This window comes from Pseudomonas sp. Pmew2 (assembly GCF_058129885.1).
The window spans coordinates 5,199,169-5,222,053 of sequence record NZ_CM176702.1 but is presented as its reverse complement, the minus strand read 5'-3'; the positions used below and the strand labels follow the sequence as shown (position 1 = coordinate 5,222,053).

General features: G+C 56.1%; 17 protein-coding genes, 4 pseudogenes and 1 other annotated feature. Of the genes and pseudogenes, 6 read left to right on the top strand and 15 right to left on the bottom strand.

Annotated features, from left to right (window positions below):
* Window positions 1-15: 15 nt before the first annotated feature.
* From AC4ANK_RS24185 to AC4ANK_RS24150, 8 genes and pseudogenes are all read right to left on the bottom strand, one after another.
* Complete coding sequence (locus tag AC4ANK_RS24185) at window positions 16-885, bottom strand: aldose 1-epimerase (protein ID WP_460384305.1); 870 nt, start codon at window positions 883-885, stop codon at window positions 16-18.
* Window positions 860-1,764: pseudogene (locus tag AC4ANK_RS24180) on the bottom strand (DMT family transporter). The gene AC4ANK_RS24185 and the pseudogene AC4ANK_RS24180 overlap by 26 nt, the downstream one beginning before the upstream one ends.
* 83 nt (window positions 1,765-1,847) lie before the next feature.
* On the bottom strand, window positions 1,848-3,128 hold the full coding sequence (locus tag AC4ANK_RS24175) for a TRAP transporter large permease (RefSeq protein ID WP_002556152.1): 1,281 nt from the start codon (window positions 3,126-3,128) through the stop codon (window positions 1,848-1,850).
* Window positions 3,129-3,656, bottom strand: coding sequence for a TRAP transporter small permease (locus tag AC4ANK_RS24170; protein WP_002556153.1), 528 nt, complete (start codon window positions 3,654-3,656; stop codon window positions 3,129-3,131). It abuts the gene before it with no gap.
* Between the two features lie 62 nt (window positions 3,657-3,718).
* Window positions 3,719-4,734, bottom strand: a pseudogene (locus AC4ANK_RS24165) (TRAP transporter substrate-binding protein).
* Window positions 4,735-4,790: 56 nt separating this feature from the next.
* On the bottom strand, window positions 4,791-5,675 hold the full coding sequence (locus AC4ANK_RS24160) for a glucurono-1,5-lactonase (RefSeq protein WP_002556155.1): 885 nt from the start codon (window positions 5,673-5,675) through the stop codon (window positions 4,791-4,793).
* A gap of 55 nt (window positions 5,676-5,730) precedes the next feature.
* Window positions 5,731-6,558: an NAD-dependent epimerase/dehydratase family protein gene (locus tag AC4ANK_RS24155; RefSeq protein WP_031595880.1), complete on the bottom strand. Its 828-nt coding sequence runs from the start codon at window positions 6,556-6,558 to the stop codon at window positions 5,731-5,733.
* Between the two features lie 191 nt (window positions 6,559-6,749).
* Window positions 6,750-8,018, bottom strand: coding sequence for an OprD family porin (locus tag AC4ANK_RS24150; RefSeq protein WP_031595879.1), 1,269 nt, complete (start codon window positions 8,016-8,018; stop codon window positions 6,750-6,752).
* 464 nt (window positions 8,019-8,482) lie between these two features.
* On the opposite strand from AC4ANK_RS24150, the gene budC reads away from it, so the two are divergent.
* Window positions 8,483-9,247, top strand: a complete 765-nt coding sequence (gene budC / locus AC4ANK_RS24145) for a meso-2,3-butanediol dehydrogenase (RefSeq protein WP_002556158.1) — start codon at window positions 8,483-8,485, stop codon at window positions 9,245-9,247.
* A gap of 63 nt (window positions 9,248-9,310) precedes the next feature.
* Here the strand turns inward: budC and AC4ANK_RS24140 are convergent, their stop codons facing one another.
* Complete coding sequence (locus AC4ANK_RS24140) at window positions 9,311-10,015, bottom strand: methyl-accepting chemotaxis protein (RefSeq protein ID WP_369812070.1); 705 nt, start codon at window positions 10,013-10,015, stop codon at window positions 9,311-9,313.
* A 198-nt stretch (window positions 10,016-10,213) separates the two neighbouring features.
* Window positions 10,214-11,098 (bottom strand): annotated as a pseudogene (locus AC4ANK_RS24135) (methyl-accepting chemotaxis protein); the annotation flags it as partial.
* Between the two features lie 388 nt (window positions 11,099-11,486).
* Here AC4ANK_RS24135 and AC4ANK_RS24130 point away from each other — a divergent pair.
* Window positions 11,487-12,584 (top strand): annotated as a pseudogene (locus AC4ANK_RS24130) (cache domain-containing protein); the annotation flags it as partial.
* Window positions 12,585-12,629: 45 nt separating this feature from the next.
* Complete coding sequence (locus AC4ANK_RS24125; protein WP_369812069.1) at window positions 12,630-13,490, top strand: methyl-accepting chemotaxis protein; 861 nt, start codon at window positions 12,630-12,632, stop codon at window positions 13,488-13,490.
* A gap of 77 nt (window positions 13,491-13,567) precedes the next feature.
* On the opposite strand, the gene AC4ANK_RS24120 is transcribed toward AC4ANK_RS24125, so the two are convergent.
* On the bottom strand, window positions 13,568-13,831 hold the full coding sequence (locus AC4ANK_RS24120) for a hypothetical protein (RefSeq protein WP_005747060.1): 264 nt from the start codon (window positions 13,829-13,831) through the stop codon (window positions 13,568-13,570).
* A 316-nt stretch (window positions 13,832-14,147) separates the two neighbouring features.
* Between AC4ANK_RS24120 and AC4ANK_RS24115 the strand changes: the two genes are divergently transcribed.
* The gene (locus AC4ANK_RS24115; RefSeq protein ID WP_057446336.1) at window positions 14,148-15,647 is read left to right on the top strand and encodes an ATPase domain-containing protein; all 1,500 of its coding nucleotides are present in this window, start codon (window positions 14,148-14,150) and stop codon (window positions 15,645-15,647) included.
* Entirely contained in the window at window positions 15,637-17,055 is a 1,419-nt protein-coding gene (locus AC4ANK_RS24110; protein ID WP_460384310.1) for a histidine kinase dimerization/phospho-acceptor domain-containing protein, read from the top strand. The genes AC4ANK_RS24115 and AC4ANK_RS24110 overlap by 11 nt, the downstream gene beginning before the upstream one ends.
* Here the strand turns inward: AC4ANK_RS24110 and AC4ANK_RS24105 are convergent.
* A protein-coding gene (locus AC4ANK_RS24105) for an IS3-like element IS51 family transposase (protein WP_095178853.1) occupies window positions 17,022-18,244 on the bottom strand; the annotation gives its coding sequence in 2 pieces (ribosomal slippage) (window positions 17,022-17,959 and window positions 17,959-18,244; 1,224 coding nt in all). The two genes, AC4ANK_RS24110 and AC4ANK_RS24105, sit on opposite strands and share 34 nt — an antisense overlap.
* Window positions 17,850-17,966, bottom strand: a sequence feature (AL1L pseudoknot). Its footprint overlaps the gene before it by 117 nt.
* Window positions 18,245-18,250: 6 nt before the next feature.
* Between AC4ANK_RS24105 and AC4ANK_RS24100 the strand changes: the two genes are divergently transcribed.
* Window positions 18,251-19,036 carry a response regulator gene (locus AC4ANK_RS24100; RefSeq protein WP_460414696.1) on the top strand — a complete coding sequence of 262 codons (786 nt, stop codon included), beginning with the start codon at window positions 18,251-18,253 and terminating at the stop codon, window positions 19,034-19,036.
* A 324-nt stretch (window positions 19,037-19,360) separates the two neighbouring features.
* Here AC4ANK_RS24100 and AC4ANK_RS24095 read toward each other — a convergent pair whose 3' ends face one another.
* From AC4ANK_RS24095 to AC4ANK_RS24085, 3 genes are all read right to left on the bottom strand, one after another.
* Window positions 19,361-20,125, bottom strand: coding sequence for a hypothetical protein (locus AC4ANK_RS24095; RefSeq protein WP_095077862.1), 765 nt, complete (start codon window positions 20,123-20,125; stop codon window positions 19,361-19,363).
* A 592-nt stretch (window positions 20,126-20,717) separates the two neighbouring features.
* Window positions 20,718-21,017 (bottom strand): hypothetical protein, encoded by a 300-nt coding sequence (locus AC4ANK_RS24090; protein WP_255884975.1) that lies wholly within the window; start codon window positions 21,015-21,017, stop codon window positions 20,718-20,720.
* Between the two features lie 990 nt (window positions 21,018-22,007).
* Window positions 22,008-22,757: an IS5 family transposase gene (locus AC4ANK_RS24085; protein ID WP_460382697.1), complete on the bottom strand. Its 750-nt coding sequence runs from the start codon at window positions 22,755-22,757 to the stop codon at window positions 22,008-22,010.
* Window positions 22,758-22,885 lie beyond the last annotated feature (128 nt).

Sequence of the window (22,885 nt, the reverse complement as noted above, 5' to 3'; positions counted from 1 at the left end):
CACGCATAAAGCCTGCTACAAGGGCTTGTAGTGCAGACTGATCGTCAACTCCATCGACTCCCCCTGACGTAATAGGCTCAATCCCGGCCGCCCGGGCAAATGATGTGCGTTGACTGGGTGGCTTACCGGCTCAAAGCAAAAGAAACCCACCCCTGGCGGGCAGAACACCAGAAAGTAGTCGCTGCCGGTAGCCTGGCAGTGCAGTTCATAGCCCAGGTCCGGCTGGCTGATGAGGCTGCCGCCATCCCAACCGGTGAAACCGTTGTCCAGACGTGTGTCGGGCAGCGCGTTGCCGTGTCGGAAATCCCATTCTGCTGGCAGGTCCTGCAAGGCGCTGGGCAAACCGGCTTCGTCGCACAGCCATACCTGCGCAGCCTTGGCCTGCAAGCGTGTGTGAGGCGTGCGCGGCAGGTAAGGGTGCAAGCCCAGCCCGTGCCAGGCGGCACGACTGTCCAGGTGGGTAGTGGTCAGTTCGATGCTCAGCTTGCCGTCTTGCAGGGTGTAGCGCAGTTGCGCGCGGTAGGCGAACGGCGTCTGGCTGTCGAGTTGCAGGCAGACCTGCTCTGCGGTCTGCTCGATAACACTCCAGACCTGTTGCCAGGCGCTGCCATGAATCGGCAATGGGTCGTTGGCGCTGTTGGGGGCCAGTGCGAGCCAGCCATCCGGGGTGTCGAAACCGCCGTTGCCTATCCGGTTCGACCAGGGCGCCAGCGGGTAGCAGGCCAGTCGGCGAGGTGTACCGGCAGCCAGTGCCTGTTCGTCGCTCGGGCGCAGCAAGGGGTGCCCGCTGGCCAATATGGTCCAGTTGACGATACTGCCGCCGATGTTGGGGGCCAGTGTGAGGCGGGTCAGGCCATCTTCAAGGGTCAGTACGTTCGCGGGCATGATGCAAAACCTTCTTGGATGACGGGCTGGATGGTTGAGAGGCAGATGGCGTGGCGCGCCGCCAGGTCAGCAGGACGATACCGCTGACGACGATCAGCCCGCCGATGACCTGGCCGCTGCTGAGCAACTGATCGAGAATTAGCCAGCCGAACAGCAGGCTCGCCACCGGCTCGATATTCATCACCGGCGCATTGCGGGCGATGTCCAGCCGCGCCATGCAGATGAACAGCAGCGAAAAGCCCAACCCGTACAACACCACCAGACTGGCCAGCGCAGTCCAGCCGATGCGGCTTGCCGGCAGATCCACGCCACCGGGCAACAGGCCACTGGCACCGGCCAGCGCAGCCGCCGCGAACACCACGACCATGGTCAGCATACTGCGCACCGTGCCGCGCATGCTGGCCAGTTTGTTGTCGGTGATCCACAGCGCAAAGGCGAACACCACTGCTGCGGTAAACGCATAGGCGATACCTTCCAGCCACTGCGGTTCGTTGCTGCCAGGGTTTGACAGCCGCTGCGGCACATCCAGCGCCAGCGTCAGGCCGAACAGAATCAGTGCCATCAGACCAGCAGCACGTCGCGTGGGCCTGGCACCGCCGAGTGCCCAGGTCAACAGCGCCAGCAGAATCGGCGAGACGTTGACCACCAGCAATGCCAGCGCCAGGTGCTGGCAGGAAGACTGAGCTTTTCACGTTGCCAGAGCACCAGACTGACCAGCACCAGCAGGGTGACGCCGGAGCGGCAAAGAATGGCCAGCAGCAAGCCGGTGTCATGATCGAAAGCGATGCGCGCCGCAATGTGGTTGCCGGCAAACGAGCAGGCCAGCAATGCCAGGATCAGCACGGCGATGTGGCGGGGGAACAGGGCAGGGGCAGACATACGCAACCAGCCTCCTTGGCTGGACAACAGAGGTGCGTACCGGAGCGGTTTCAAGCGCTCCGGTAGCGTTGCAGCTGGAGACGTTAGAGCACGACGCTCGGCAGCCACAGTGAGATTGCGGGAATGTAGGTGACCAGCATCAGCACCACAAACAGCGCGACATAGAACGGCAGCAAGGCTTTCACGGTGGCTTCAATGGTGACTTTGCCCACCGCGGCACCGACGAACAGCACCGCACCCACCGGTGGTGTTATGAGCCCGATCCCCAGATTCACCAGCATGATCATGCCGAAGTGCACCGGGTCGACGCCGACACCGACGATGACCGGCAACAGGATCGGAGTCAGGATCAGAATCAGCGGGGCCATGTCCATCACGGTGCCCAGCAGCAGCAACATGACGTTAATGCACATCAGGATCACGTAGCGGTTATCTGACAGGGTCAGGAATGCCGTGGTGATCTTCATCGGGATTTCCATCAGCGTCAGGATGTAACCGAAGCTGGCGGCAAAACCGATGAGGATCATCACGATGGAAATGGTCCGTGCGGCCCGGTGCATCAGCTTGGGCAGATCGCGCCATTTGTAGTCGCTATAGATGAACATGGTGACGAAGAACGCCCAGAGCACGGCAATGGCTGCCGACTCGGTGGCAGTGAAAATCCCCGATAGAATGCCGCCGAGAATAATGACCATGGCCATCATGCCCCAAAGCGCTTCACCGGCAATTTTTAGTGCCTGGCGCAGCGGGATCACTTCACCGTTGGGGTAGTTGCGCTTGCGCGCGAAGATCATGCACAGGCCCATCATCACTGCGCTGAGCAACAGACCCGGCATGATCCCGGCCATGAACAGCGAAGCAATCGATACCGTACCGCCTGCCGCCAGTGAATAGAGCACCGAGTTATGGCTGGGTGGCGTCAGCAAGGCCTGAACCGAGCCGCTGACGGTCACTGCCGTCGAGAAGTCCCGAGGATAGCCGTTGCGTTCCATTTCCGGGATCAGCACTGAGCCTACCGAAGCGGTATCGGCCACCGAGGAACCCGAAATCGCGCCGAAGAAAGTGGATGCCACAATGTTGACCAGCGACAGCCCACCGCGCACGAAACCCACCAGCACAGCAGCAAAGGCGACCAGCCGTCGTGACATGCCGCCTTCGGCCATGATTGCCCCGGCCAGCACGAAGAATGGAATCGCCAGCAGCGAAAACTTGTTCACGCCGCCTGCAATCTGAATCATCAGCGCATCGGCCGGAATATCGATCCACCAGGCGCCTATCAGGGCCGAAAGCCCCAGCGCATAGGCAACAGGCATGCCGATTAGGATCAATGCTATGAAGCTGCCCAGCAGTATAAAAGCGTCCATTTATGCGGCACCTTCGCTTTCTTCAATGACATCGAAGCGCATCACCGCGCGATGACTCTGGTCGCCCAGAAACAGTCTTTCCAATACGAAAATCAGGGTTACGATGCCGCCGATGGGGATTGGCAGGTAAGTGATGCCGACCCTCAGAAACGGTAGCTCGCCGACAAACTGATTCCACGTGGTAGCGCACAGCTTGAAGCCCTTGAAGATCATGAACAGGGCCACGATTGCCATCAGGATCTGCACGACCATCGAGGCGCTGCGACGCACCTGTTGCGGCATACGGTCCACGGCCATCGAAACGGCCATATGTGCACCGGCGCGGTAACTGGCGGCAGCGCCGAAGAAGGTAAATACCACCATCAGCAAAATGGCCGTGGGTTCCGGCCAGCTGGAGCCGCTGCCGAGTATGTAACGGGCAAAGATGCCCCAGGGGATGATCAGGGTCATGATCAGCACCGACAGACCGGCAATGCCGATGCAGACCCGATAAATCGTGTCGTTGATGCGCAATAGCGTATTTTTCATTGGGCTCACCACTGCGGCGGCGAACGAGCTTTCACTCATTCGCGCAGCATAATCGGACAGGCTTATTGGGCCGCTTGGGTGCTCGGTGCAGCCAGTGCCGGATTGGTCTGGACCGCTTCGATGCGGCTGATCAAATCCTTGTAGGGCGCACCGAATTTGTCACGCACCGGCTGGGTGGCGTCGTAGAAGGCTTTCTTCTGCTCCGGCGTCAGGGTGATGAACTCCACGCCAGCAGCCTTGAGCTTGGTTTCGGCATCGGCTGACGACTTGTCCCACAGCGCGCGCTCCTCCATCTGCGCTTCACGCGCGAGCTTTTTCACCAGCGCCTGTTGCTCCGGCTTGAGCTTCTCCCAAGTGGCTTTCGCCATCACGATGGGCTCGGGCAGAATCAAGTGCTCGGTAATCGTGAAGAACTTCGCGTTCTGGTAGTGGTTGTGCTGGAAATAGGTCGGCGGGTTGTTTTCCGCACCATCGATCACGCCGGTTTGCAGGGCGCTGAAGATTTCGCCAGTGGCCATGGCGATGCCGTTACCGCCCATGTCGTTGATGGTTTCGATGAATACCGGGTTGCCCTGAACACGGATCTTCATGCCTTTGAGGTCGGAAATCTGGCGTACCGGTTTCTTCGTGTACAGGTTGCGGGTGCCGCCATCCATCCAGGCCAGTGCGACCATATTGAATTGCGAGTTGGTGATCTTGTCGAGAATTTCCTGGCCGATCTCGCCGTCGATAATCGTGCGCATGTGCGCTTGATCACGGAACACGAACGGCAGGTTGAAGACGTTGACGTCCGGCACGACCGGGCCGACGATGCCCAGGCTGACACGGGTCATCTGCACGGCACCACTCTGGACCTGTTCAACGACTTCCTTCTCGGAGCCGAGCACGCCGCCAGCGTACATCTTGAAGGTAATCTCGCCCTTGGATTGCTCTTCGAGCTTCTTGCCCATGTTCTGTTCCGCCACGACCGGCGCATAGGAACCTCGGCGAACTTGATTTTGACTTCTGCCTGAGCCATGCCTGACACGCAGAAGGCCAACGGAAGTGCAGCGATGAGAAGCTTGCGTTTGAAATCCATGGATATCTCCGATTTTGTTATTTTTGGTCGAGCTATGGGATTTTCGTTGGGCACTGTCAGCCCTGAAACACGGGTTCCTCCAGGCCTTTGACACCAGGGCGCAAAGCGAACAGACCACCGGCGAATGGGTGGTCGCTGATATCGCCACCCGGGCGAATGGACGTTACGAATAAGGTATCGAGATTGGGGCCGCCAAAAGCGCACATGGCCGGTTTTTTAACTGGCACGACCAGCGAGCGGTCGAGTTTTCCGTTGGGCGTAAAACGGTGGATCAGGCCCGCGTCATTGCCGCAGATCCAGTAGCAGCCATCGGTGTCGATTGCTGCACCGTCAGGGCGGCCCAGGTGGTGGTTCATGTCCACGAACAGGCGACGGTTGTGCGGCGTGCCGCTATCGGTGTCGTAATCGAAAGCCCAGATCTTCTGCACGCTGGGATGCGAGTCGGACAGGTACATGGTCTTGCCGTCCGGGCTGAACGCCAGGCCGTTGGGGACAATGAAGTCCTTTAAATGTGCATCGAGTGTCTTCTGCCCGGCGCTGTAGCGATACATCGCACCTACCACTGCGCCTGCTGCCATGTCCATCAGCATGGTGCCGGCCCAGAAGCGTCCTTGTCGGTCGCATCGGCCATCGTTGAAGCGCATGCCTGTCTGTGCATGTTCGACGCTTGCCAGAAGAGTACTGATCAGGCTGCCGTCTTCGCAGGGCTGCAGATGATAAATGCCGTCTTCCATCCCCGCAATCCAGCCGCCGCGGCTGTCGGCTGCGATGCAGGCCAGCATCTGCGGCGCTTTCCAGGTGCGTATGCTGCCGTCGGCGAAACTCCAGCGCTGCAGCGTACCTTTCGGAATATCTACCCAGTACAACGCCTGGTCACGTGCGCTCCAGACCGGGCTTTCGCCTGTGGCGTTTTGTGCATCGACAATCAGTTCGGCATCCATGACAGGTCGTATCTCCAACGTCTGCAAGCAGAGTTCTTCAACAGGTAGGGGCTGTTTATTGATCGCCGAAGGGGCCTGAGGCCACAAACGCACCGCCCTGATAAACCATCGCCGGGTCGTCAGCCGCAGGCTCCGGTTGGGCTTCAACCTTGGCGCGGAAAACTTCCGAGCTGTCTTTGGGGGTGTAGTCCAGTTTGCTGGCGAAACGGTTGTCCCACCATACGGTCTTGTTGTCCGAAACACCGTAGACCACGGTATGACCGACGTCTGGCGTGTACAGGGAGCGCTCGATCAACTGGGTCAGGTCGCCAAAGCTCAGCCAGGTGCTCATCATTCGACGGTTCTGCGGTTCAGGGAACGACGAGCCGATGCGGATGCTGACGGTTTGGATGCCGTAACGATCGAAGTAGAAGCTGGCCATGTCTTCGCCGTAGGACTTGGACAGACCGTAGTAGCTGTCCGGGCGGCGCGGGGAGTGCGCGTCGATGGTTTCGGTCTGCTTGTAGAAACCGATCACGTGGTTGGAACTGGCAAAGATCACGCGTTTCACGCCATGACGACGGGCCGCTTCGTAGATGTGGAACACACCGCAGATGTTGGCACCGAGGATTTCCTCGAACGGCCGTTCGACTGATACACCGCCGAAGTGCACTATCGCGTCCACACCTTCGATCAGGCGGTATACGGCGTCCTTGTCAGCCAGATCGCAGACCTGAACTTCTTCACTGTCGTCTACCGCCGGTGCCATCTCGGCAATGTCGGACAGGCGTAGCACGTTTGCGTAGGGGCGCAGTGTTTCGCGCAAGACCTTGCCCAAGCCACCTGCCGCACCGGTCAGCAGGAGGCGATTGAAGGGAGTTTGAGTGGTATGAGCCGATGCCATGAGAAAAGTCCCGATTGTTATTTTTGTCATCTGTTGTCGTATGACTTGCCGAATTATCGACACCGCATACGCTGATTGTCAACGCGGCCAAAGTATAAAAACGACCTGTGTGCCCGCCTGTGCAGACACATTTGTAACAAGGCAAAACCTGCCCCTGTAGATGGGCTTTCAGGCAGGCTTTGCCACAGGTTTCACAGCAGCGAAATAGGGTAGCTGATGAATACGCGGTTCTCGTCGAACTCATTGGTGCTGAAATCGCGACGCAGGCTGGAGTTGCGCCATTTGACGTTCAGGTTCTTGAGTGCACCGCTTTGTACGGTATACGCCAGTTCAGACTCTCGTCCCCATTCCTTGCCGTCGGTGATGTTGCCGGTATGCACATTGTCGCCGCTGATATAGCGGTTCATCAGGGTCAGGCCGGGTACGCCGAGCACTGCGAAGTTATAGTCATGGCGTAACTGCCAGGACTTCTCCTTGGCGTTGTCGTAACTGGAGTTGTAACTGTCGTTGGCCAGCGTGCCGCCGCTGGTGCCGTTGACGCGCATCCACGCCGTATCGCCGGTGAGCTTTTGCAGGCCGACATAGAACGTGCTGCCGCCATAGCGCGCCGAGAGCAATGCGTAAGCGGTCTTGTTGTCGAGGTCGCCGGCCAGTTTGTTTCCGTCTTCCTTGCCGATGAAGTAACCCAGGTTGGCCCCCAGGGTCCAGTCGCCGACCGGCTGGCTGTGCAGCAGGTTGAAAAACTGCTGCTGGTAGATGTCCTGCAGCTCCGAGTACCAGACACCTACCTGGGTATGCTTGTCGTTGAAGACATACTCGCCGCCGCCGAAGTTGAAGCGATCGGACGTGAACGCGCCTCGGCCGTTCATCGACATGTCTTCCATGCTTGCATCGTTGCGCGGGCTATTGCCGCGGAATTGCCCGCCATACAGCGTCAGGCCGTCGATTTCCTTGGACGTCACCTGGCCACCGCGGAAAGTCTGCGGCAACGAACGACCGTCATCGGAGCGCAGAATCGGCAGCACCGGCATCCATTCGCCGACTTTCAGTTCGGTTTTGGAAACCCGCGCCTTGCCTGCAACGCCGAGACGGCCGAAATCATCGGCCGGGCGACCGTCGCTGTGGATCGGCAGCAACTGAGTGCCCCCTGTGCCTTTGCCACCATCGAGCTTGAGCGAATACAGGCCCAGCACGTCAACCCCGAAACCGACCACTCCTTGGGTGAAGCCCGACTTGGCGTCGAGAATAAAGCTTTGTGTCCATTCCTCGGCTTTGCTCTGCGGAGCTGCGCTGTTGGGAAAGGCCGGGTTGGTGAAGTTGCGGTTGAAGTACGCATTACGCAGCGTAAGTGTGGCTTTGGTATCGTCGACGAAACCCTCTGCCATGCCGAGCATCGGGAAAATCAGTGTCATGCCGCCAACACCCATCAGGATGCGTGAGCGGGAGGTGTGAAATGTCATTATTGTTTTGCTCCCTTGTTTATCGAAACCGTCCTCTTTTCTGGCCGCGCGCAAGCAGCAGCCGACACCTTTGAGGATTACGTGATGCCTGTTGCCAGGCATGGCCTCGACCGACAGACGGCCGAGTACCGTTCGCCATGTATCAGCGAATGTTATGAATCTGAAAGGATGTCGGGTGCTGCGAAACTGTCGGAACAGATGAAGCTTCGATAATCGGTGGAGCAGACGTACAGACGAGAGTTTTCATGGTTGGCCCAGTCTTGTTTTTATTTTTGGCGTTATAGGTTGTCGTACAACCGCAGTGATATTTGCAGCGCAGTCTCGATTTGTCAACGCGCTGTTAGTCGAGGTTTACCGATTCACCTGATTTTAACCCCTCATAAAGCAGTGAATGATTTGGACTGAACGCTGCGTGCAACCGGGCAGTCCACCTCATAACCCCATTATTTTTTTGGAGCTGCTGCATGAATCGTTTTACCCAGAAAGTTGTTGTGGTGACCGGGGCCGGTTCCGGAATCGGCGAAGCCACCGCCAAGCGTTTTGCCCAAGAGGGTGCAAGAGTTGTACTGGTAGGCCGTAATCGCGACAAGCTGGACAAAGTCGCCGCGCAACTGGCGGGCGAAGGTCATTTGGTCCGTGCTACCGATGTGGCGGACCCAAGCGATGTGGAAGCGCTGTTCAAGGAAGTCGCCACGCACTTTGGGCGTCTGGATGTGCTGGTCAATAACGCCGGTATCGTCAAGTCCGGCAAAGTCACCGAGTTGGGCGTAGATGACTGGAAAGAACTGATGTCAGTGGACCTGGATGGCGTGTTCTATTGCACCCGTACCGCCATGCCGGCGCTGATCGCCAGTAAAGGCAACATCATCAACGTCTCGTCGGTTTCCGGCCTGGGCGGCGACTGGGGCATGAGCTTCTACAACGCGGCCAAAGGCGCAATCACCAATTTCACCCGCGCGCTGGCGATGGACCACGGTGCCGACGGTGTGCGCGTCAACGCCGTCTGCCCGTCACTGACTCGCAGCGAGCTGACTGAAGACATGCTCGGCGACAAGGCACTGATGGCCAAATTCATGGAGCGCATCCCGCTGGGACGTCCAGGCGAAGCTGAAGATGTCGGCGATGTCATCGCCTTTCTGGCAAGTGAAGACGCACGCTTCGTGACTGGCGTGAATTTGCCGGTGGATGGCGGATTGTCAGCGTCCAACGGACAGCCGCCGCAGGCGTGACTGTCAGGAGTGCAGAAACAATCAAGCCCGGTAAAGACCGGGCTTGATGTCAACGCTGGGTGATCAGATCCGGAAGTGGCTGACCATCGTTTGCAATTGCCCGCCCAGGCGCGCCAGTTCGACGCTGGAGGCAGCGGTTTCTTCGCTGGCCGAAGCGGTCTGCTCGGAGACATCGCGCACGTTGACGATGCTGCGGCTGATTTCCTCAGCTACGGCACTCTGCTCCTCGGCGGCGGCAGCGATCTGCTGGTTCATTGCCTGAATGTTGGAGACCGTCTGGGTAATACTGCCCAGCGATGTACCCGCCTGACGGCTGAGCTGTACGCTGCTGACGGTCAGTTCGCGGCTGCTGAGCATGATGCTGGACACTTGGCGCGTGCCGCTTTGCAGGGCTGCAACCAGTGTTTCAATCTCGACTGTGGACTGCTGCGTGCGTTGTGCCAGGCCGCGGACTTCGTCGGCAACCACGGCAAAACCACGCCCGGCTTCCCCGGCACGGGCCGCTTCGATGGCTGCGTTGAGGGCCAGCAGGTTGGTTTGTTCGGCCACAGCCTTGATGACGTCCATGACCTTGCCGATCTTGTCGCTTTCCTGCTCCAGCTGGTTCATGGCATCGGCCGAGCGACCCACTTCGTTGGCCAGACGCTCGATCTGCACAATCGCTTCGCCCACGACTTTGTCACCGTCGCGCGCTTCGCGGTCGGCGTTGGACGCTGCCTGCGAGGCCTGTTCGGCGTTACGAGCCACTTCTGCAACCGTTGCCGACATCTCATGCATGGCGGTGGCCACCTGGTCGGTTTCGACTTTCTGGCTGTTGACGCCGGCGCTGGTCTGCTCGGTAACCGCTGACAGCTCTTCGGCGGCACTGGCAATCTGCACAACGCTGTCGCGGATACCGCCAATCAGCTCGCGCAACGTGCTGCCCATGCGTTGAATGCCTTGCTGCAGAACGCCCAACTCGTCACGACGAGTGACTGCCAGGGTCTGGGTCAGGTCACCTGATGCAATACGGTCGACCACTGCCAGAGTTTCCTGCAATGGACGGGTAATCTGCCGGGTGATTATCACCGCTGCAATCATGCCCAGAATAATTGCCAGCAGCGTACAGGTGATCTGCGTGGTGCGAGCCTGTGCGCTTTCCTGATCGCGGCGATCCAGTTGCAGTTGGTACATGGCTTCGCTGATCTTGACGATATCCTGGCCCTGTACGGTCATCTCCTTACGAGCCTGAGCGATGTCGGCAGTTGCGGCCTTGAAGCTCTGCAGGGCTTTGCGGTACGCGGCCAACGAGGTTTCCAGCTGCTTGAGCTGATCAGCCTGGGTGCCGCTGAACGTCGTTTTCAGCGTGTCCAGATCCTTGATGGCAGAATCCAGCATTGCAACGGCGGTCTGTTCAGTTTCTGCCGTAGGGTTGGTGGTGTAGCCACGCACCTCATAACGCGCGAGCCTGAGGTTTTCCTTTGCATCGGTGACGATCTGGTATTGCTCGAACCGATTGGCATCGGCAGGGTCCATTTTTTTCACTTCAGCCTGAAGCAGCTCAAACACATCAATGCTTTTGTCAGCATTCGTGCTCAGCTCATCACGCGCCACAATGCTGGCCTTGTACCCGCCGCGCATGCTGTTCAGCGATTTCTGGTAGTCAGCGATCACCACTCCCAGTTGCTCGAGCATTTTCACGTTTTCGGGACTTTTGAACGAGGTCAGCAGCTTTTGCTGATAGTTCTTGAAGCCGTCCAGCGAGACCTGAACGGTCTCTGCGACTTTCTCGTCGCCGTCAGCGACCATGTATTGCAGACGGGTCACACGCAGTTTGGTCAACTGGGAGTTGAGCGAAGTAATGTCACTCATCCAGTTGCTGCGATTGATCAGTCCGCTCATGCTGGTCCAGCCAGTCAGCGCAAGAATCGCAGTAAAAACAAGTACTAGACCGAAACCGAGGGCCAGTTTCATATTGACGCTGATGTTTGCAAACCAGCTACTCATTGAATTCTCCAACAACAGCCATTTAAAGCAGTAGAGCCCCTGAAAGGCATGGCATACAGGTCAGGGGCAGGGGGTGGTATACAGACACTATCGGCAGGTGGTGGCCAAGCTGAAATAAAAAAAAGAGAAAGTTTCAAAACGCTTGAAATACTTTTTCAGGCCCTATCGTTCACGGCAATGCACCGCTATAAAGAATCGCTGAAAAGACTGAAATAGAGCGCCGCCTCTCATAGGGTGCGGCAAAATATTGTCTATGCTCGCGACAGTGGAAACCTTACCCGCTTCAGGTTCATTGCTTTTGCAGTGCGTGACATTTTTACGTCACAAGTTGTTCTGGCATCTGAGCCTTCTTCCCGTCACGTTGAGATGCTTTGTCATGAATTTGAAGTTTCGTCATAAAATTCTTCTGGCTGCGGCCGGTGTTGTGGTGTTGGCCTTTGCCTTGTTCACCCTTTACAACGACTACCTGCAACGCACCACCATCAATCAGAACCTTGAGTCCTCGGTGGGCCAGGCGGGTCAGTTGACGGCCAGCAGCGTGCAGAACTGGCTGAGCGGACGCATTCTGGTGCTGGAAAACCTCACCCAGAACGTAGCCTTCCAAGGGGTCAATTCCGACCTGAGCGGACTGGTGTCGCAGTCTTCGCTGGTGTCGACCTTTCAGTTCACCTACGTCGGTGACAGCAAAGGTGTGTTCACCCAGCGGCCCAATGTCGATATGCCGGCTGGCTACGATCCACGTCAGCGGCCCTGGTACAGGTCCACCGTCGACGCCGGCAAAACCATTCTCAGCCCGCCTTATCTGGCTTCCGTGGGCGGCCTGGTGGTGACTATCGCCAGCCCGGTCAAGACTGCAGGCCAGATAACTGGCGTGGCTGGCGGTGACCTGAGCCTGGACACGCTGGTCAAGATCATCAACTCGGTGGAGTTCGGCGGGCTCGGTTACGCCTTTCTGGTCAGTGGGGACGGGCAGATCATTGTCAGCCCGGACAAGGAACAGGTGATGAAAAACCTCAAGGACGTCTACCCGGGCCAGCCCCTCAGTCTGGATGCGCGCCTGCGTGAGGTCACGCTCAATGGTCAGCAGAGGTTGCTGTCGTTTACCCCGATCACCGGGCTGCCTTCGGCCGACTGGTACATTGGTCTGTCGATCGACAAGGACAAGGCTTATGCACCGTTGAGCCAGTTCCGCAGCTCGGCGATGGTCGCCGTACTGATTGCGGTGGCCGTGATTGCCTTGCTGTTGAGCCTGCTGATCCGTGCGCTGATGCGGCCGCTGACCGACATGGGTCGTGCGATGCAGGACATCGCCCAGGGCGAGGGTGATCTGACCCGCCGTCTGAGCATTCAGGGCAAGGACGAGTTTGCCGAGCTGGGTGGCTCGTTCAATCAGTTCGTGGAGCGCGTGCACGCGTCCATCGCTGAGGTCTCCTCCGCAACACTGCAGGTGCATGACCTGTCGCAGCGAGTGGTCAATTCCTCCAACTCTTCAATCGTCGGCTTTGACGAGCAGAGCGCCCGTACCAACAGCGTTGCCGCTGCGATCAACGAACTGGGCGCGGCCACTCAGGAGATCGCCCGCAACGCCTCGGACGCTTCGATTCAGGCCAGTGAGGCCCGCACCCAGGCTGAAGACGGTCAGGTGGTGGTCGAAAAAACCATCCACGCCATGAGTACGTTGTCCGCCAAAATCAGCGACTCGTGCACGCAGATCGAGCAGCTTAACGCCAGTACCGACAACATCGGCCACATTCTGGACGTGATCAAAGGCATCTCGCAGCAAACCAACCTGCTGGCGCTCAACGCTGCCATCGAAGCGGCCCGTGCAGGTGAAGCCGGACGTGGTTTTGCCGTGGTTGCCGACGAGGTGCGCAACCTTGCTCATCGCACGCAGACATCGGCTGATGAAATTCACAAGATGATCGGCGGGCTGCAAACCGGGTCTCAGCATGCCGTGCTCAACATGAATGAAAGCCAGGTGTCGAGTCAGGAAAGTGTCGAAGTTGCCAATCAGGCGGGCAGTCGTCTGCGCGATGTAACGCGCCGCATTGGTGATATCGATGGCATGAACCAGTCGGTTGCTGCTGCCACGGAAGAGCAGACCGCGGTTGTGGAAACACTCAATATCGATATCAACCAGATCAACACACTTAATCAGCAAGGTGTGGCCAACCTTAATGAAACCCTCAAGGATTGTGCCGCGCTTTCGCAACAAGCCGGTCGTTTGAAGCAACTGGTCGACAGTTTCAAGATCTGACCGTACATCCAGTAACAGAGGTCGGACCCTTTATACGGGGTCCGACTATAAAAGCCTGCTCGGTGGCAGGCTTTTTTTCACAGATCTTTTTTAACCTCTTTATCGACATGCTTGTCAGCCTTGTGACGTTCCTTGTCATCATGCTTTGCACCTTTGTCGACCTCGTCAGCATCATGCTTGACGCCCTTGTCCACTTCTTTGGCGTCATGATCAACACCCTTATCCAGTTCACGGTTATCGTGTCGGACGCCCTTTTCCAACTCACTCTCTGCAAACGCCGCGGGCGCCACAGCGCCAGCGAGGAAGAGAGCGGCAGTCATTGAGAGTACGAGTTTGCGCATGCTTTGCTCCTTGTGAAAAATGCTGGCCCTTCATTAACCATCAATTTCCAGCATAGACCAGACAGACGACGTTGAGGGCTGTGATTCAGCTTCGCAAGCCAAGAAGTTTAAGCACCGTCAGTCCACATAAACATTCGGACTGTAGCTTCATTGCATCCTCGGGAATGCTATTGGTTTCAATCGACGAAATAGCCCTCCTTCAAAGTTTGATTTATTTTGGAAACGGCTCATCTGCCAATGGCGCAGCTTTCAAGGTGGCCCCATACTGACGGGCCTTACACTTACACGTGCTCTCACATTTTCCCTTGAGGCTAAAATGACTCTACCTCGTCCGATTGTCTCGACGGGCAATGCCGGATTTGACTCGATCCTTAAGGGTGGTCTACCGAGCAACAGGCTTTATTTACTCGAGGGTACGCCTGGAGCAGGAAAGACGACGCTGGGTCTCCAGTTCTTGCTCGATGGGGTGAAGGCCGGTGAGTCCGTGTTGTACATCACGCTTTCAGAAACCAGCGAAGAGCTTGAAAGCGTCGCTCACTCACATGGCTGGTCATTGGACGGCATTGATTTGTTTGAGTTTTCCTCAACAGAGGAAGTACTGGGCGATGAGTACGAGCAGTCTATCCTGCATCCGTGGGAGGCGGAGCTGGGCGATACCATCAAGCTTATTCAGCAGCGAGTCGATAAACTTCAGCCCAGACGGCTAGTCTTCGACAGCCTCTCCGAGATGCGGCTTCTGGCTCAGGATCCTCTGCGTTATCGTCGCCAGGTGTTGGCGCTCAAGCAATATTTTGCAGGTCGGGATATCACGGTCCTGCTTGTGGACGATCTCACGGCTTCTTCGGGTGAACGCGATAACCATCTGCATAGCTTATGCCACGGTGTGATCACGCTTGAGAGGCTGACGCTGGATTTCGGTGCCGCCCGCAGGCGACTTCAGGTGCAAAAGTTACGAGGCGTTGACTTTGTCGCAGGCTTTCATGACTTCACTATTCGCAGAGGTGGATTGGAGGTGTATCCGAGGTTGATTGCGGCCACTCACCATGTCCCATTCAGAGCGGAGCCTGTGCCTAGCGGTGTCAAGGAACTGGACGACTTGTTGGTCGGTGGCCCGCTCAGGGGAACCAGTACCTTGGTCACAGGGCCTGCTGGCTCTGGAAAGACCACCGTTACCCTTGCCTATCTGGCGGCAGCCTGCGCACGAGGTGAAAAATGCACCATCTACGAATTCGATGAGCGCATTGCTACTTTGATCTCCCGGGCAGACAGCATGGGCATGGAGTTAAGTCGCCACGTATCGAGCGGTCAGTTGATCATCCAGCAAATCGATCCTGCCGAGATTTCTCCCGGGGAATTTGCGTGGCGGGTTCGCACAGAGGTCGAAGAGCGCGGCAGTACCATGATCGTTGTCGATAGACTTAACGGCTACATGGCGGCGATGCCACAGGAACAGCAACTGATCTTGCAGATGCACGAGTTGCTTTCATACCTGAGCCAACTGGGCGTCGTTACGTTCTTGATCAATCCTCAGCATGGGCTGGTAGGGTCGATGTCAACCAACCTGAATATTTCCTATGTCGCGGACTCTGTCATCCTCATTCGTTTCTTCGAGGCGCAGGGACGTTTGCGCAAGGCCATCTCTGTTCTGAAACATCGCACCGGAGCCCATGAGGATGCGATTCGCGAACTCCGGATTGATTCCAGGGGTATTCGCGTCGGTGCGCCATTAGTCGATTTCCGCGGCGTGTTGACGGGTACTCCAGAGTATTTCGGTGCCAACCTTCCGCTGATGGAAGAGCGCAAGCGTGGCGACTGAGCAATTCTCTGAACGCAAAACCCTGATGATTGTGGCTCCCTTCAAGGGAGATGCAATCAGCCTCGGTAAACTGCTTGGCGATATTTACCCCGTTCAAGCTCACCACGACCTGGCCTCGCTTTCAATCGCTCTGGGTGAAAGCACTGGTCTGGTGATACTCACGGAGGAGAGCCTTTCCGGGGATGTGCTGAGTTTCGGAAACGCTTTGGACCGGCAACCGGGATGGTCGGAGATCCCCGTCATCTTGCTCGCGTCGAATAAAGGTCGTTCTGGGCGAGACACCGAGATGGCCAGGCGCAGGCTGCCAAAATCGGCAGGACATGTGATCGTCCTGGAGCGCCCTCTCAGCTCATCCTCGTTATTGAGCGCGATCGCCGCGGCCTGGCGAGCCCGTGAGCGTCAGTTCGAGATGCGGCAAAGTCTCACTCAATTGGCTGAAGAAAGAACCCGGTTGCAGATCCTGCTCGAAAATATTCCGGTTGGAGTGTGCTTCATGGACACACAAGGGACCTCCCTGGTGAGCAATCCTTTGTATCGCCAATATGTGCCGGAGAATGTGATTCCTTCCAGACAGACAGATGGCGCTGCACGATGGGTAGGGCTCGATGCGCAAGGTCAGCGCCTGGAGCCCGACATGTTCCCTGGTGCCAGAGCTCTGAGAGGCGATGCGGCAACCGGCGTGGACTTTTATCATCGCCAGGATGCAGGTCGGGAATCATGGATGCGTGTCAGTGCTGTACCTCTGTATGACGAAAAACACCACATAATTGGTGCGGCCTCCGTCATCGTTGATATCAACGATGAAAAACAGGCTGAGCTGAATTTGCGCAGGTTCAATGAAGAGCTAGAGATTCAAGTCAAAGCCAGAACGCAAGAGCTGAACGCTGCTGTTGAGCAGCTCAAGGCCGAGAGTGAAGAGCGAGCCCGCGCCGAAGAGCAGTTACGACAGTCCTTGAAGATGGAAGCCGTAGGTCAATTGACCGGCGGAATTACCCACGACTTCAATAACATGCTGACCGGGGTAATTGGCTCGCTCGACCTGATCAAGCTCCGAATGGCCAGTGGGCGACTGGAAGGCGTTGAGCGATTCATGGACGCCGCACTCATTTCAGCCCAAAGGGCCGCGTCACTCACGGATAGATTGCTCGCATTCTCCCGACGCCAGTCTTTGGATGAAAAAGCAGTATCGGTCAATAACCTCATCACTGCTCTTGCCGACCTGCTCCAGAAAACCGTTACTGAAAAAATTATTATCAAGTTCGATTTGAGCCCCGAAGACCCCTGGGTTTTTGCAGACGCCAACCAATTGGAGAACGCCGTACTCAACTTGGTGATTGAACCGCCCCGGGTTTCTCGGAGACCCTTTTGTTTGAGTCATGCCACCTGGGCAGACTCGGTGAGTTGCTGATAATAGATTGCTTCTGCTTCGACCGGTGGAATATGACCGATTGGCTCCAGCAGGCGGCGGTGATTGAACCAGTCCACCCATTTCAGGGTTTCCAGCTCCACCGCCCCCCGTGTGGGCCAAGAGCGTCGATGAATCACTTCAGCCTTGTAAAGACCATTGATGGTCTCAGCCAAAGCATTGTCGTAAGAGTCACCGACACTCCCGACCGATGGCTCAATACCGGCTTCGACAAGACGCTCGGTATAGCGAATGGACACGTACTGCACGCCACGGTCACTGTGGTGAATGAGTCCACCCTGCTTGACTGGGCGACGGGCGTAAAGGGCTTGCTCCAGTGCATCGAGTACAAAATCGGTACGCGCTGAACTGGACACCTTCCAACCGACGATGAATCGGGCAAAGACATCAATGATGAAGGCCACGTAAACAAAACCCTGCCAGGTACTGACGTAGGTAAAGTCCGATACCCATAGGGCGTTCGGGCACTCAGCCACAAACTGACGGTTGACATGATCCTGCGGGCACGGCCTGGCTTGGTCGCTGACCGTCGTCTTGACGGGCTTGCCGCGTACCACGCCTTGCAGGCCCAGCTCTCCCATCAGACGTTGCACCGTACAGCGGGCGACTTGCAGTCCGTCACGCAGCAATTGTCGCCAGACCTTGCGCACGCCATATACCTGGAAGTGCTCATCCCAGACTCGCTGGATGTGCTCACCCAGTTCCTGGTCACGCTGCGCACGCGCTGACTGCTGGCTGGGGTCAGCCTGCTGAGCAGCGTACCGGTAGTACGTCGACGGGGCGATTGGCAACACCTTGCAAATCGGCTCGACCCCGTAAGACTGGCGGTTTTCATCAATAAACGTCTTCATCGTTTGAATGGGCGGTCGAGCTCCGCCTGGGCAAAATAGGCTGAGGCCTTACGCAAGATCTCGTTAGCTTGACGCAACTGACGGTTCTCACGCTCCAAGAGCTTGACTCGCTCACGTTCGACTGTGCTCAGCCCATCACGCTGGCCGCTGTTGCGCTCAGATTGGCGAACCCACAGCCGTAATGTCTCGGGCGTGCAGCCGATCTTGGGGGCAATGGCACTGATGGTGGCCCACTGCGACTCGTACTCAGGAAGGTGTTCGAAAACCATCCTGATGGCCCGCTCACGGACCTCTGGGGAATACTTCGGTAGTTTTTTCATCGCTCCATCCTCTCAAAGGTTGGAGTCTCCGAGAAACCCGGGGCGGTTCAGATCAACGCGCGAGATGCCATGCCGCATGGCGGTGGGTTAACCATCGCTACATGCGTGGAACAGGAAGTCCAGGACGAGCCTTTGCGGCATGTATGTGTGCAGGTGCGCGACACAGGGCATGGCATCCCCAAGGATATGCTGGACAAGGTAACCGAGCCCTTCTTCACGACCAAACCTATTGGTCAAGGCACAGGCTTGGGACTGTCGATGGTTTACGGGTTTGCCAATCAAAGCAATGGACGTCTTTCAATCGAAAGCACAACCGGAGTCGGAACGACTGTTTCAATCTGCTTGCCCAAATATAAGCAGGTTGAATCGGACCCACCGTTTACTTCCTCGGAATTCAGCACGGGTCAGGGTCAGGTTATTCTTCTGGTCGAAGATGACGACTCTGTGCGCTTGATCAACCAGGAGGTTCTCGAGGAGCTTGGATACCGGGTTCACGTCGCACGTGACGGTGAAGAGGCCTTGAGGGTTTTTAACAACCTGGAAAAGGTCGACTTTCTGCTCACGGATGTCGGATTGCCAGGAATGAATGGTCGTCAACTGGCCGAAATTCTCCAACAACTCAGTCCGCGTCTGCCGGTTTTATTTCTCACGGGGTATGCGGAAGGTGCGTTGACCAGGGCTGATTTTCTCGGCCCCTATATGCAGCTTCTGACTAAACCCTTCACGCTGGAGTCGCTTGCTATCAGGGTGGCAAGCATGCTGGAAGGCGATGTGAGTGCGGTTCTGGAGTAGGCGTTCCGGCATACGTTTGTAGCCAGTCGGTGAACATGCCTCGTGTCGTTAACCTGTTACCTACTACTTCTCGGGTCAATTTTTATTGAAGCGTTGAAGAGGGCATACGCGGTAGCGATGGTCGGGGGTAGCTACGGATGGAAGCCAAAAACAAGAAAGCCCGCACGAGGCGGGCTTCTTGTTGAATGACAGGCTTCAGCTGAAATCTGTCATTCGGTACTACACAGTCATTTGAACTGGATGATTAAGCCTCTGTATTTGTTGGCTTTTATACTGGGTCATAAATCTGGGCATACAGGTGGGCATACAAGGGGCTGTTTGTTGTCAGCTTTTTGGGCTTTCCTTGGTGGGCTCCTCAAGAGCCTTCTCCCTAGCCTTCAGATCAGCCTGGCGAACGACCCGACCGGACTTGTCGTCGATTTTAAACACGGTCTGATCGACTAGCAGGAAGGTGCTCTTGCTATCGGCCAGAATGAGATGGCCGGTCAGCCTCACCTGTTTGTCAGTGACGATTGTTTGAAGGCTCTCCAATCCATGTGGTGTTTTCAGATTTGTGAATTTGGTGAAATCCTTTTGACCTTCGTCTATGCCCTTATTTACGCCAATAGCTGGAGCGAAGAATGCTACAAACATCGAGATCCCGATCCACGTAGACAAGCCGATAATCACTTCCGCTTTTAGCCGCTTGGTGATTACCGTAACGAAAACTGCAGCTAAGAGAACGAACGCCAATGCCATCAGGCCAGGGCCAATGATCGGAAAAGAATTCGAGGCCCTGAGAGCACCTGTCAGTATGTTTATGTACCCCTGCAGCAACAGGGTGGGCGTGCTTAGCGCAAGCTCATTGGTATTTATCCCGAATTGTTCGTAGTACCCCACCATGTGTGAGTACCCGTAAATCACTAGGGCCGTCTGCGAGGCGACTGCACCTAGAGTCACCAGCTTTAACGCCAGATCCGTATTGGTTTTGGAGTCCTGAGATGTTGCCGTGCTTGGAGCTGGGGGTGGTTGGTTGGGTGACTGTGAGACTTCAAGGGCCACGGGTGCCATCAGTTTCACGTTGATCGTTTTATCTCTGTTCCAGAACATTTCGCTTCCCTACGAGCATCGAAAGGCAACGAACATACCCTCATATGCCATACCCAGGCCAGAGCCTTTGCAAAGAGCGCTGGAAACCCTGTCGTTTTCACGAAAGCACGGGGCAGGAAACCCGCGTGGGTTTGGTAGCTGCTGATCGGTTGACGTTGGTTGACAGTTGACGGGTTGACAGCAGCACATCAGTAGCTGAAGGAATGAACATCTGGGTTCACCACCCGATTGGGTGAGTTCACCGGGTTCACCAGTTCACTAAGCTGTGAAAACGTTGGCTACTCAAGATGCGCGGGTTCCCTGCCCCGTATGCAGCGGAAGTCCTCAGGGTCCCCCGGTTTATACCGGATTCCATTCGCTGATGGGGCTCACTTCACAGGGGGGCGGGGACAGAACCTTCAAATGCGGTGTAACTGGTGTTTCAGGTGTGGCAGAAATAATTAACTGCTTGAAAAATAAGGATAAAATAGTTGTAACACTTCGCCGAGAGCTTCTGTGTACGTGATGTAACAATACGGAACTGTGTAACACTGTCGCTGCCTCTTTGCCGTACGGGCAACCGCGTACGATGGCCTCTAGCGGCCAGAAGCGGTCATCTGGGTTGACCGCTATTCAAAATGTTTTTGGTCTCAACGTTAAACCTGTCTAACAATGAGGCACCGTCAGTGACGCCCAAAATCTGATCGATGGCATAAATTTTCAAGCTTGCATCGGCGATCTCAAAATCTGCGTTGTTGTACACAGCCTCCGCTTCATTGTGGAGCGCATAGGCCATATGCGCCGCGACACGGACGCTCATAGGAGCATCCACATCTCTGCCTAGGTAATCGGCAAGCAACGTCTTGATTTCAAGCAATGTAAGCGCGAGTAGCTTTGTCTGGTCAGTACGCATAAGTGATCCCAAATCCTGAGAGCAAGATTGCTGAGAGGTTCATAAGGTTATATAAACTCTTATCCGGACAAAAACGAAAGGCCTCAATGGGTCGATAGCGGCATGTCGTGACCGGCTGCAATCGACCCGAAGCTGCCCATCACGAAAGGCAGCAATCGGCCAGAAGCAGTCATCGAGTGACTAGTAAATTAGGGGCTATTCATTATGATATTTGCGATTTCCAGAGATGGCCCTGTTGATCTGCCAGCTCGTGTAAACCATCCTGTCGAGTGCCCTGAGAAGGCCACTTCTTAATCCCAATATGCTGACATGAATAACGGAAGTTCGATCATGAGTGAAGAGTGGATTCTCCAGACCAAGGAAACCCGCAGGGTATTTTCTAACGCGGCGTGGGTTCCTTTGAGAGCTTCAGTTGAGAGCAAGAAAGGGGATGTAAAAGAGGTAGGCCATGTCAGTGAATATTTCGGCTGTGGCTCCGTAGCATTCCCACCAGAGCATCGCCAGCTGGTTGAGGAGCGTCTTGGATGGAGCGGCATAGGCATTGGGCACACGGTGGCGCCTTATGCTTACGAAGATGGATATTATGCGTCCATTGACCAATATCAATACAACGATAAAGAGCCAATAGGTGTCAATCTAGTTTACGAACACCCGCAACCTGTTGTCGGTGGCAGAAAATGGATACTAAGCCCTGATCTGGTAGTCGCGCTGCACTTGGTTAAAGAGGACAACAACTGGGTCAGACCTGAAGAAAATTTCGTTGTGGTAGCCCGCGAGACAGTGAGTGAAGATGGCGAACATCGTCAGATAGAAATAAAAAGAGAATTTTTGCTTGACTATCTAGCGGCCAGAAATCTGTCGCTCCGCCTTGCATACTACAGACAGAGGGTCGAAAACGTCACCATCTTCGAGGACAGCGCATATTCAAATTTGCAGCCTCACAATGAGGAAAGAGATAACGGAAAATTTTCCCTAGGGTCTGTTCCCGTTTCACATTGGCAGCCACAGAAAAGCGCAGGCCATTGCTATGACGCTTTCATAGTTTCTCTTGAGTTTGTCGAACCGAGAAGCCGCCGCCCGGAAATGCTTCAACCGGGCAAAGGCGTTTTCTACGAGATGTCGATTGCGATATAACCCTTTGTCCAGATCTGCGTTCCCTTTCAGAGAATTGCGCTTTCGTGGAATCACCACTTTGCTGCCTTGCTGCTCGACCTGAGCGCGTATCGCTTCAGTGTCGTAGCCCTTGTCCGCAATGATCACTTCTGCATTGGGCATCTTGGCAATCAACGAGGCCGCCTGCGAACAATCATTGGTCTGGCCTCCGGTCACGTCAAATGCAATGGGCAGCCCACAAGCGTCTACAGCCAGGTGAATCTTGCTGGTGTTACCGGCTCGGCTTTTTCCGATGGCCTGGTCCTGCGTGCTGGCAGCACCTGCACTGTGCTGATGAGCCTTTACATAGCTGCCATCAATGAAAACCCACTCCATGTCAGGATCGGTCATCAGCACCTCAAGCACCTTGACCCACTTGCCTGAAGCAGACCAGGCATTGAACCGCTTGTAGACCTTGCTCCAGTTTCCAAACGCTTTCGGCAGGTCTCGCCAAGGGCAACCCACACGCATGCGGTACAGCATGCCTTCAACCGTGGTGCGCAAATCTCGCTTGTTGTAGATCGATTCGTGCAGCAAAATTTCTCGAAGCTTCGGCCAGTGCTCATCACTGAGCATTAATCGGGGCATTGCAGGCTCGTATTGGTGTTGTGTGAGAACTCCAACAATACGGGCCTGTTCTCATAGAGATCAATGGGTTACGTCGAAACGGGAACAGACCCTAGTCGTTCGCAAGCTTGATGACGTATTCGGGGGAA

Bases quoted from the DNA above. Each gene is read 5' to 3' on its own strand.
- AC4ANK_RS24185 (WP_460384305.1), bottom strand. From the start codon at position 885: ATGCCCGCGAACGTACTGACCCTTGAAGATGGCCTGACCCGCCTCACA.
- AC4ANK_RS24175 (WP_002556152.1), bottom strand. From the start codon at position 3,128: ATGGACGCTTTTATACTGCTGGGCAGCTTCATAGCATTGATCCTAATC.
- AC4ANK_RS24170 (WP_002556153.1), bottom strand. From the start codon at position 3,656: ATGAAAAATACGCTATTGCGCATCAACGACACGATTTATCGGGTCTGC.
- AC4ANK_RS24160 (WP_002556155.1), bottom strand. From the start codon at position 5,675: ATGGATGCCGAACTGATTGTCGATGCACAAAACGCCACAGGCGAAAGC.
- AC4ANK_RS24155 (WP_031595880.1), bottom strand. From the start codon at position 6,558: ATGGCATCGGCTCATACCACTCAAACTCCCTTCAATCGCCTCCTGCTG.
- AC4ANK_RS24150 (WP_031595879.1), bottom strand. From the start codon at position 8,018: ATGACATTTCACACCTCCCGCTCACGCATCCTGATGGGTGTTGGCGGC.
- budC (WP_002556158.1), top strand. From the start codon at position 8,483: ATGAATCGTTTTACCCAGAAAGTTGTTGTGGTGACCGGGGCCGGTTCC.
- AC4ANK_RS24140 (WP_369812070.1), bottom strand. From the start codon at position 10,015: ATGTCGGCAACGGTTGCAGAAGTGGCTCGTAACGCCGAACAGGCCTCG.
- AC4ANK_RS24120 (WP_005747060.1), bottom strand. From the start codon at position 13,831: ATGCGCAAACTCGTACTCTCAATGACTGCCGCTCTCTTCCTCGCTGGC.
- AC4ANK_RS24115 (WP_057446336.1), top strand. From the start codon at position 14,148: ATGACTCTACCTCGTCCGATTGTCTCGACGGGCAATGCCGGATTTGAC.
- AC4ANK_RS24095 (WP_095077862.1), bottom strand. From the start codon at position 20,125: ATGTTCTGGAACAGAGATAAAACGATCAACGTGAAACTGATGGCACCC.
- AC4ANK_RS24090 (WP_255884975.1), bottom strand. From the start codon at position 21,017: ATGCGTACTGACCAGACAAAGCTACTCGCGCTTACATTGCTTGAAATC.
- AC4ANK_RS24085 (WP_460382697.1), bottom strand. From the start codon at position 22,757: ATGCCCCGATTAATGCTCAGTGATGAGCACTGGCCGAAGCTTCGAGAA.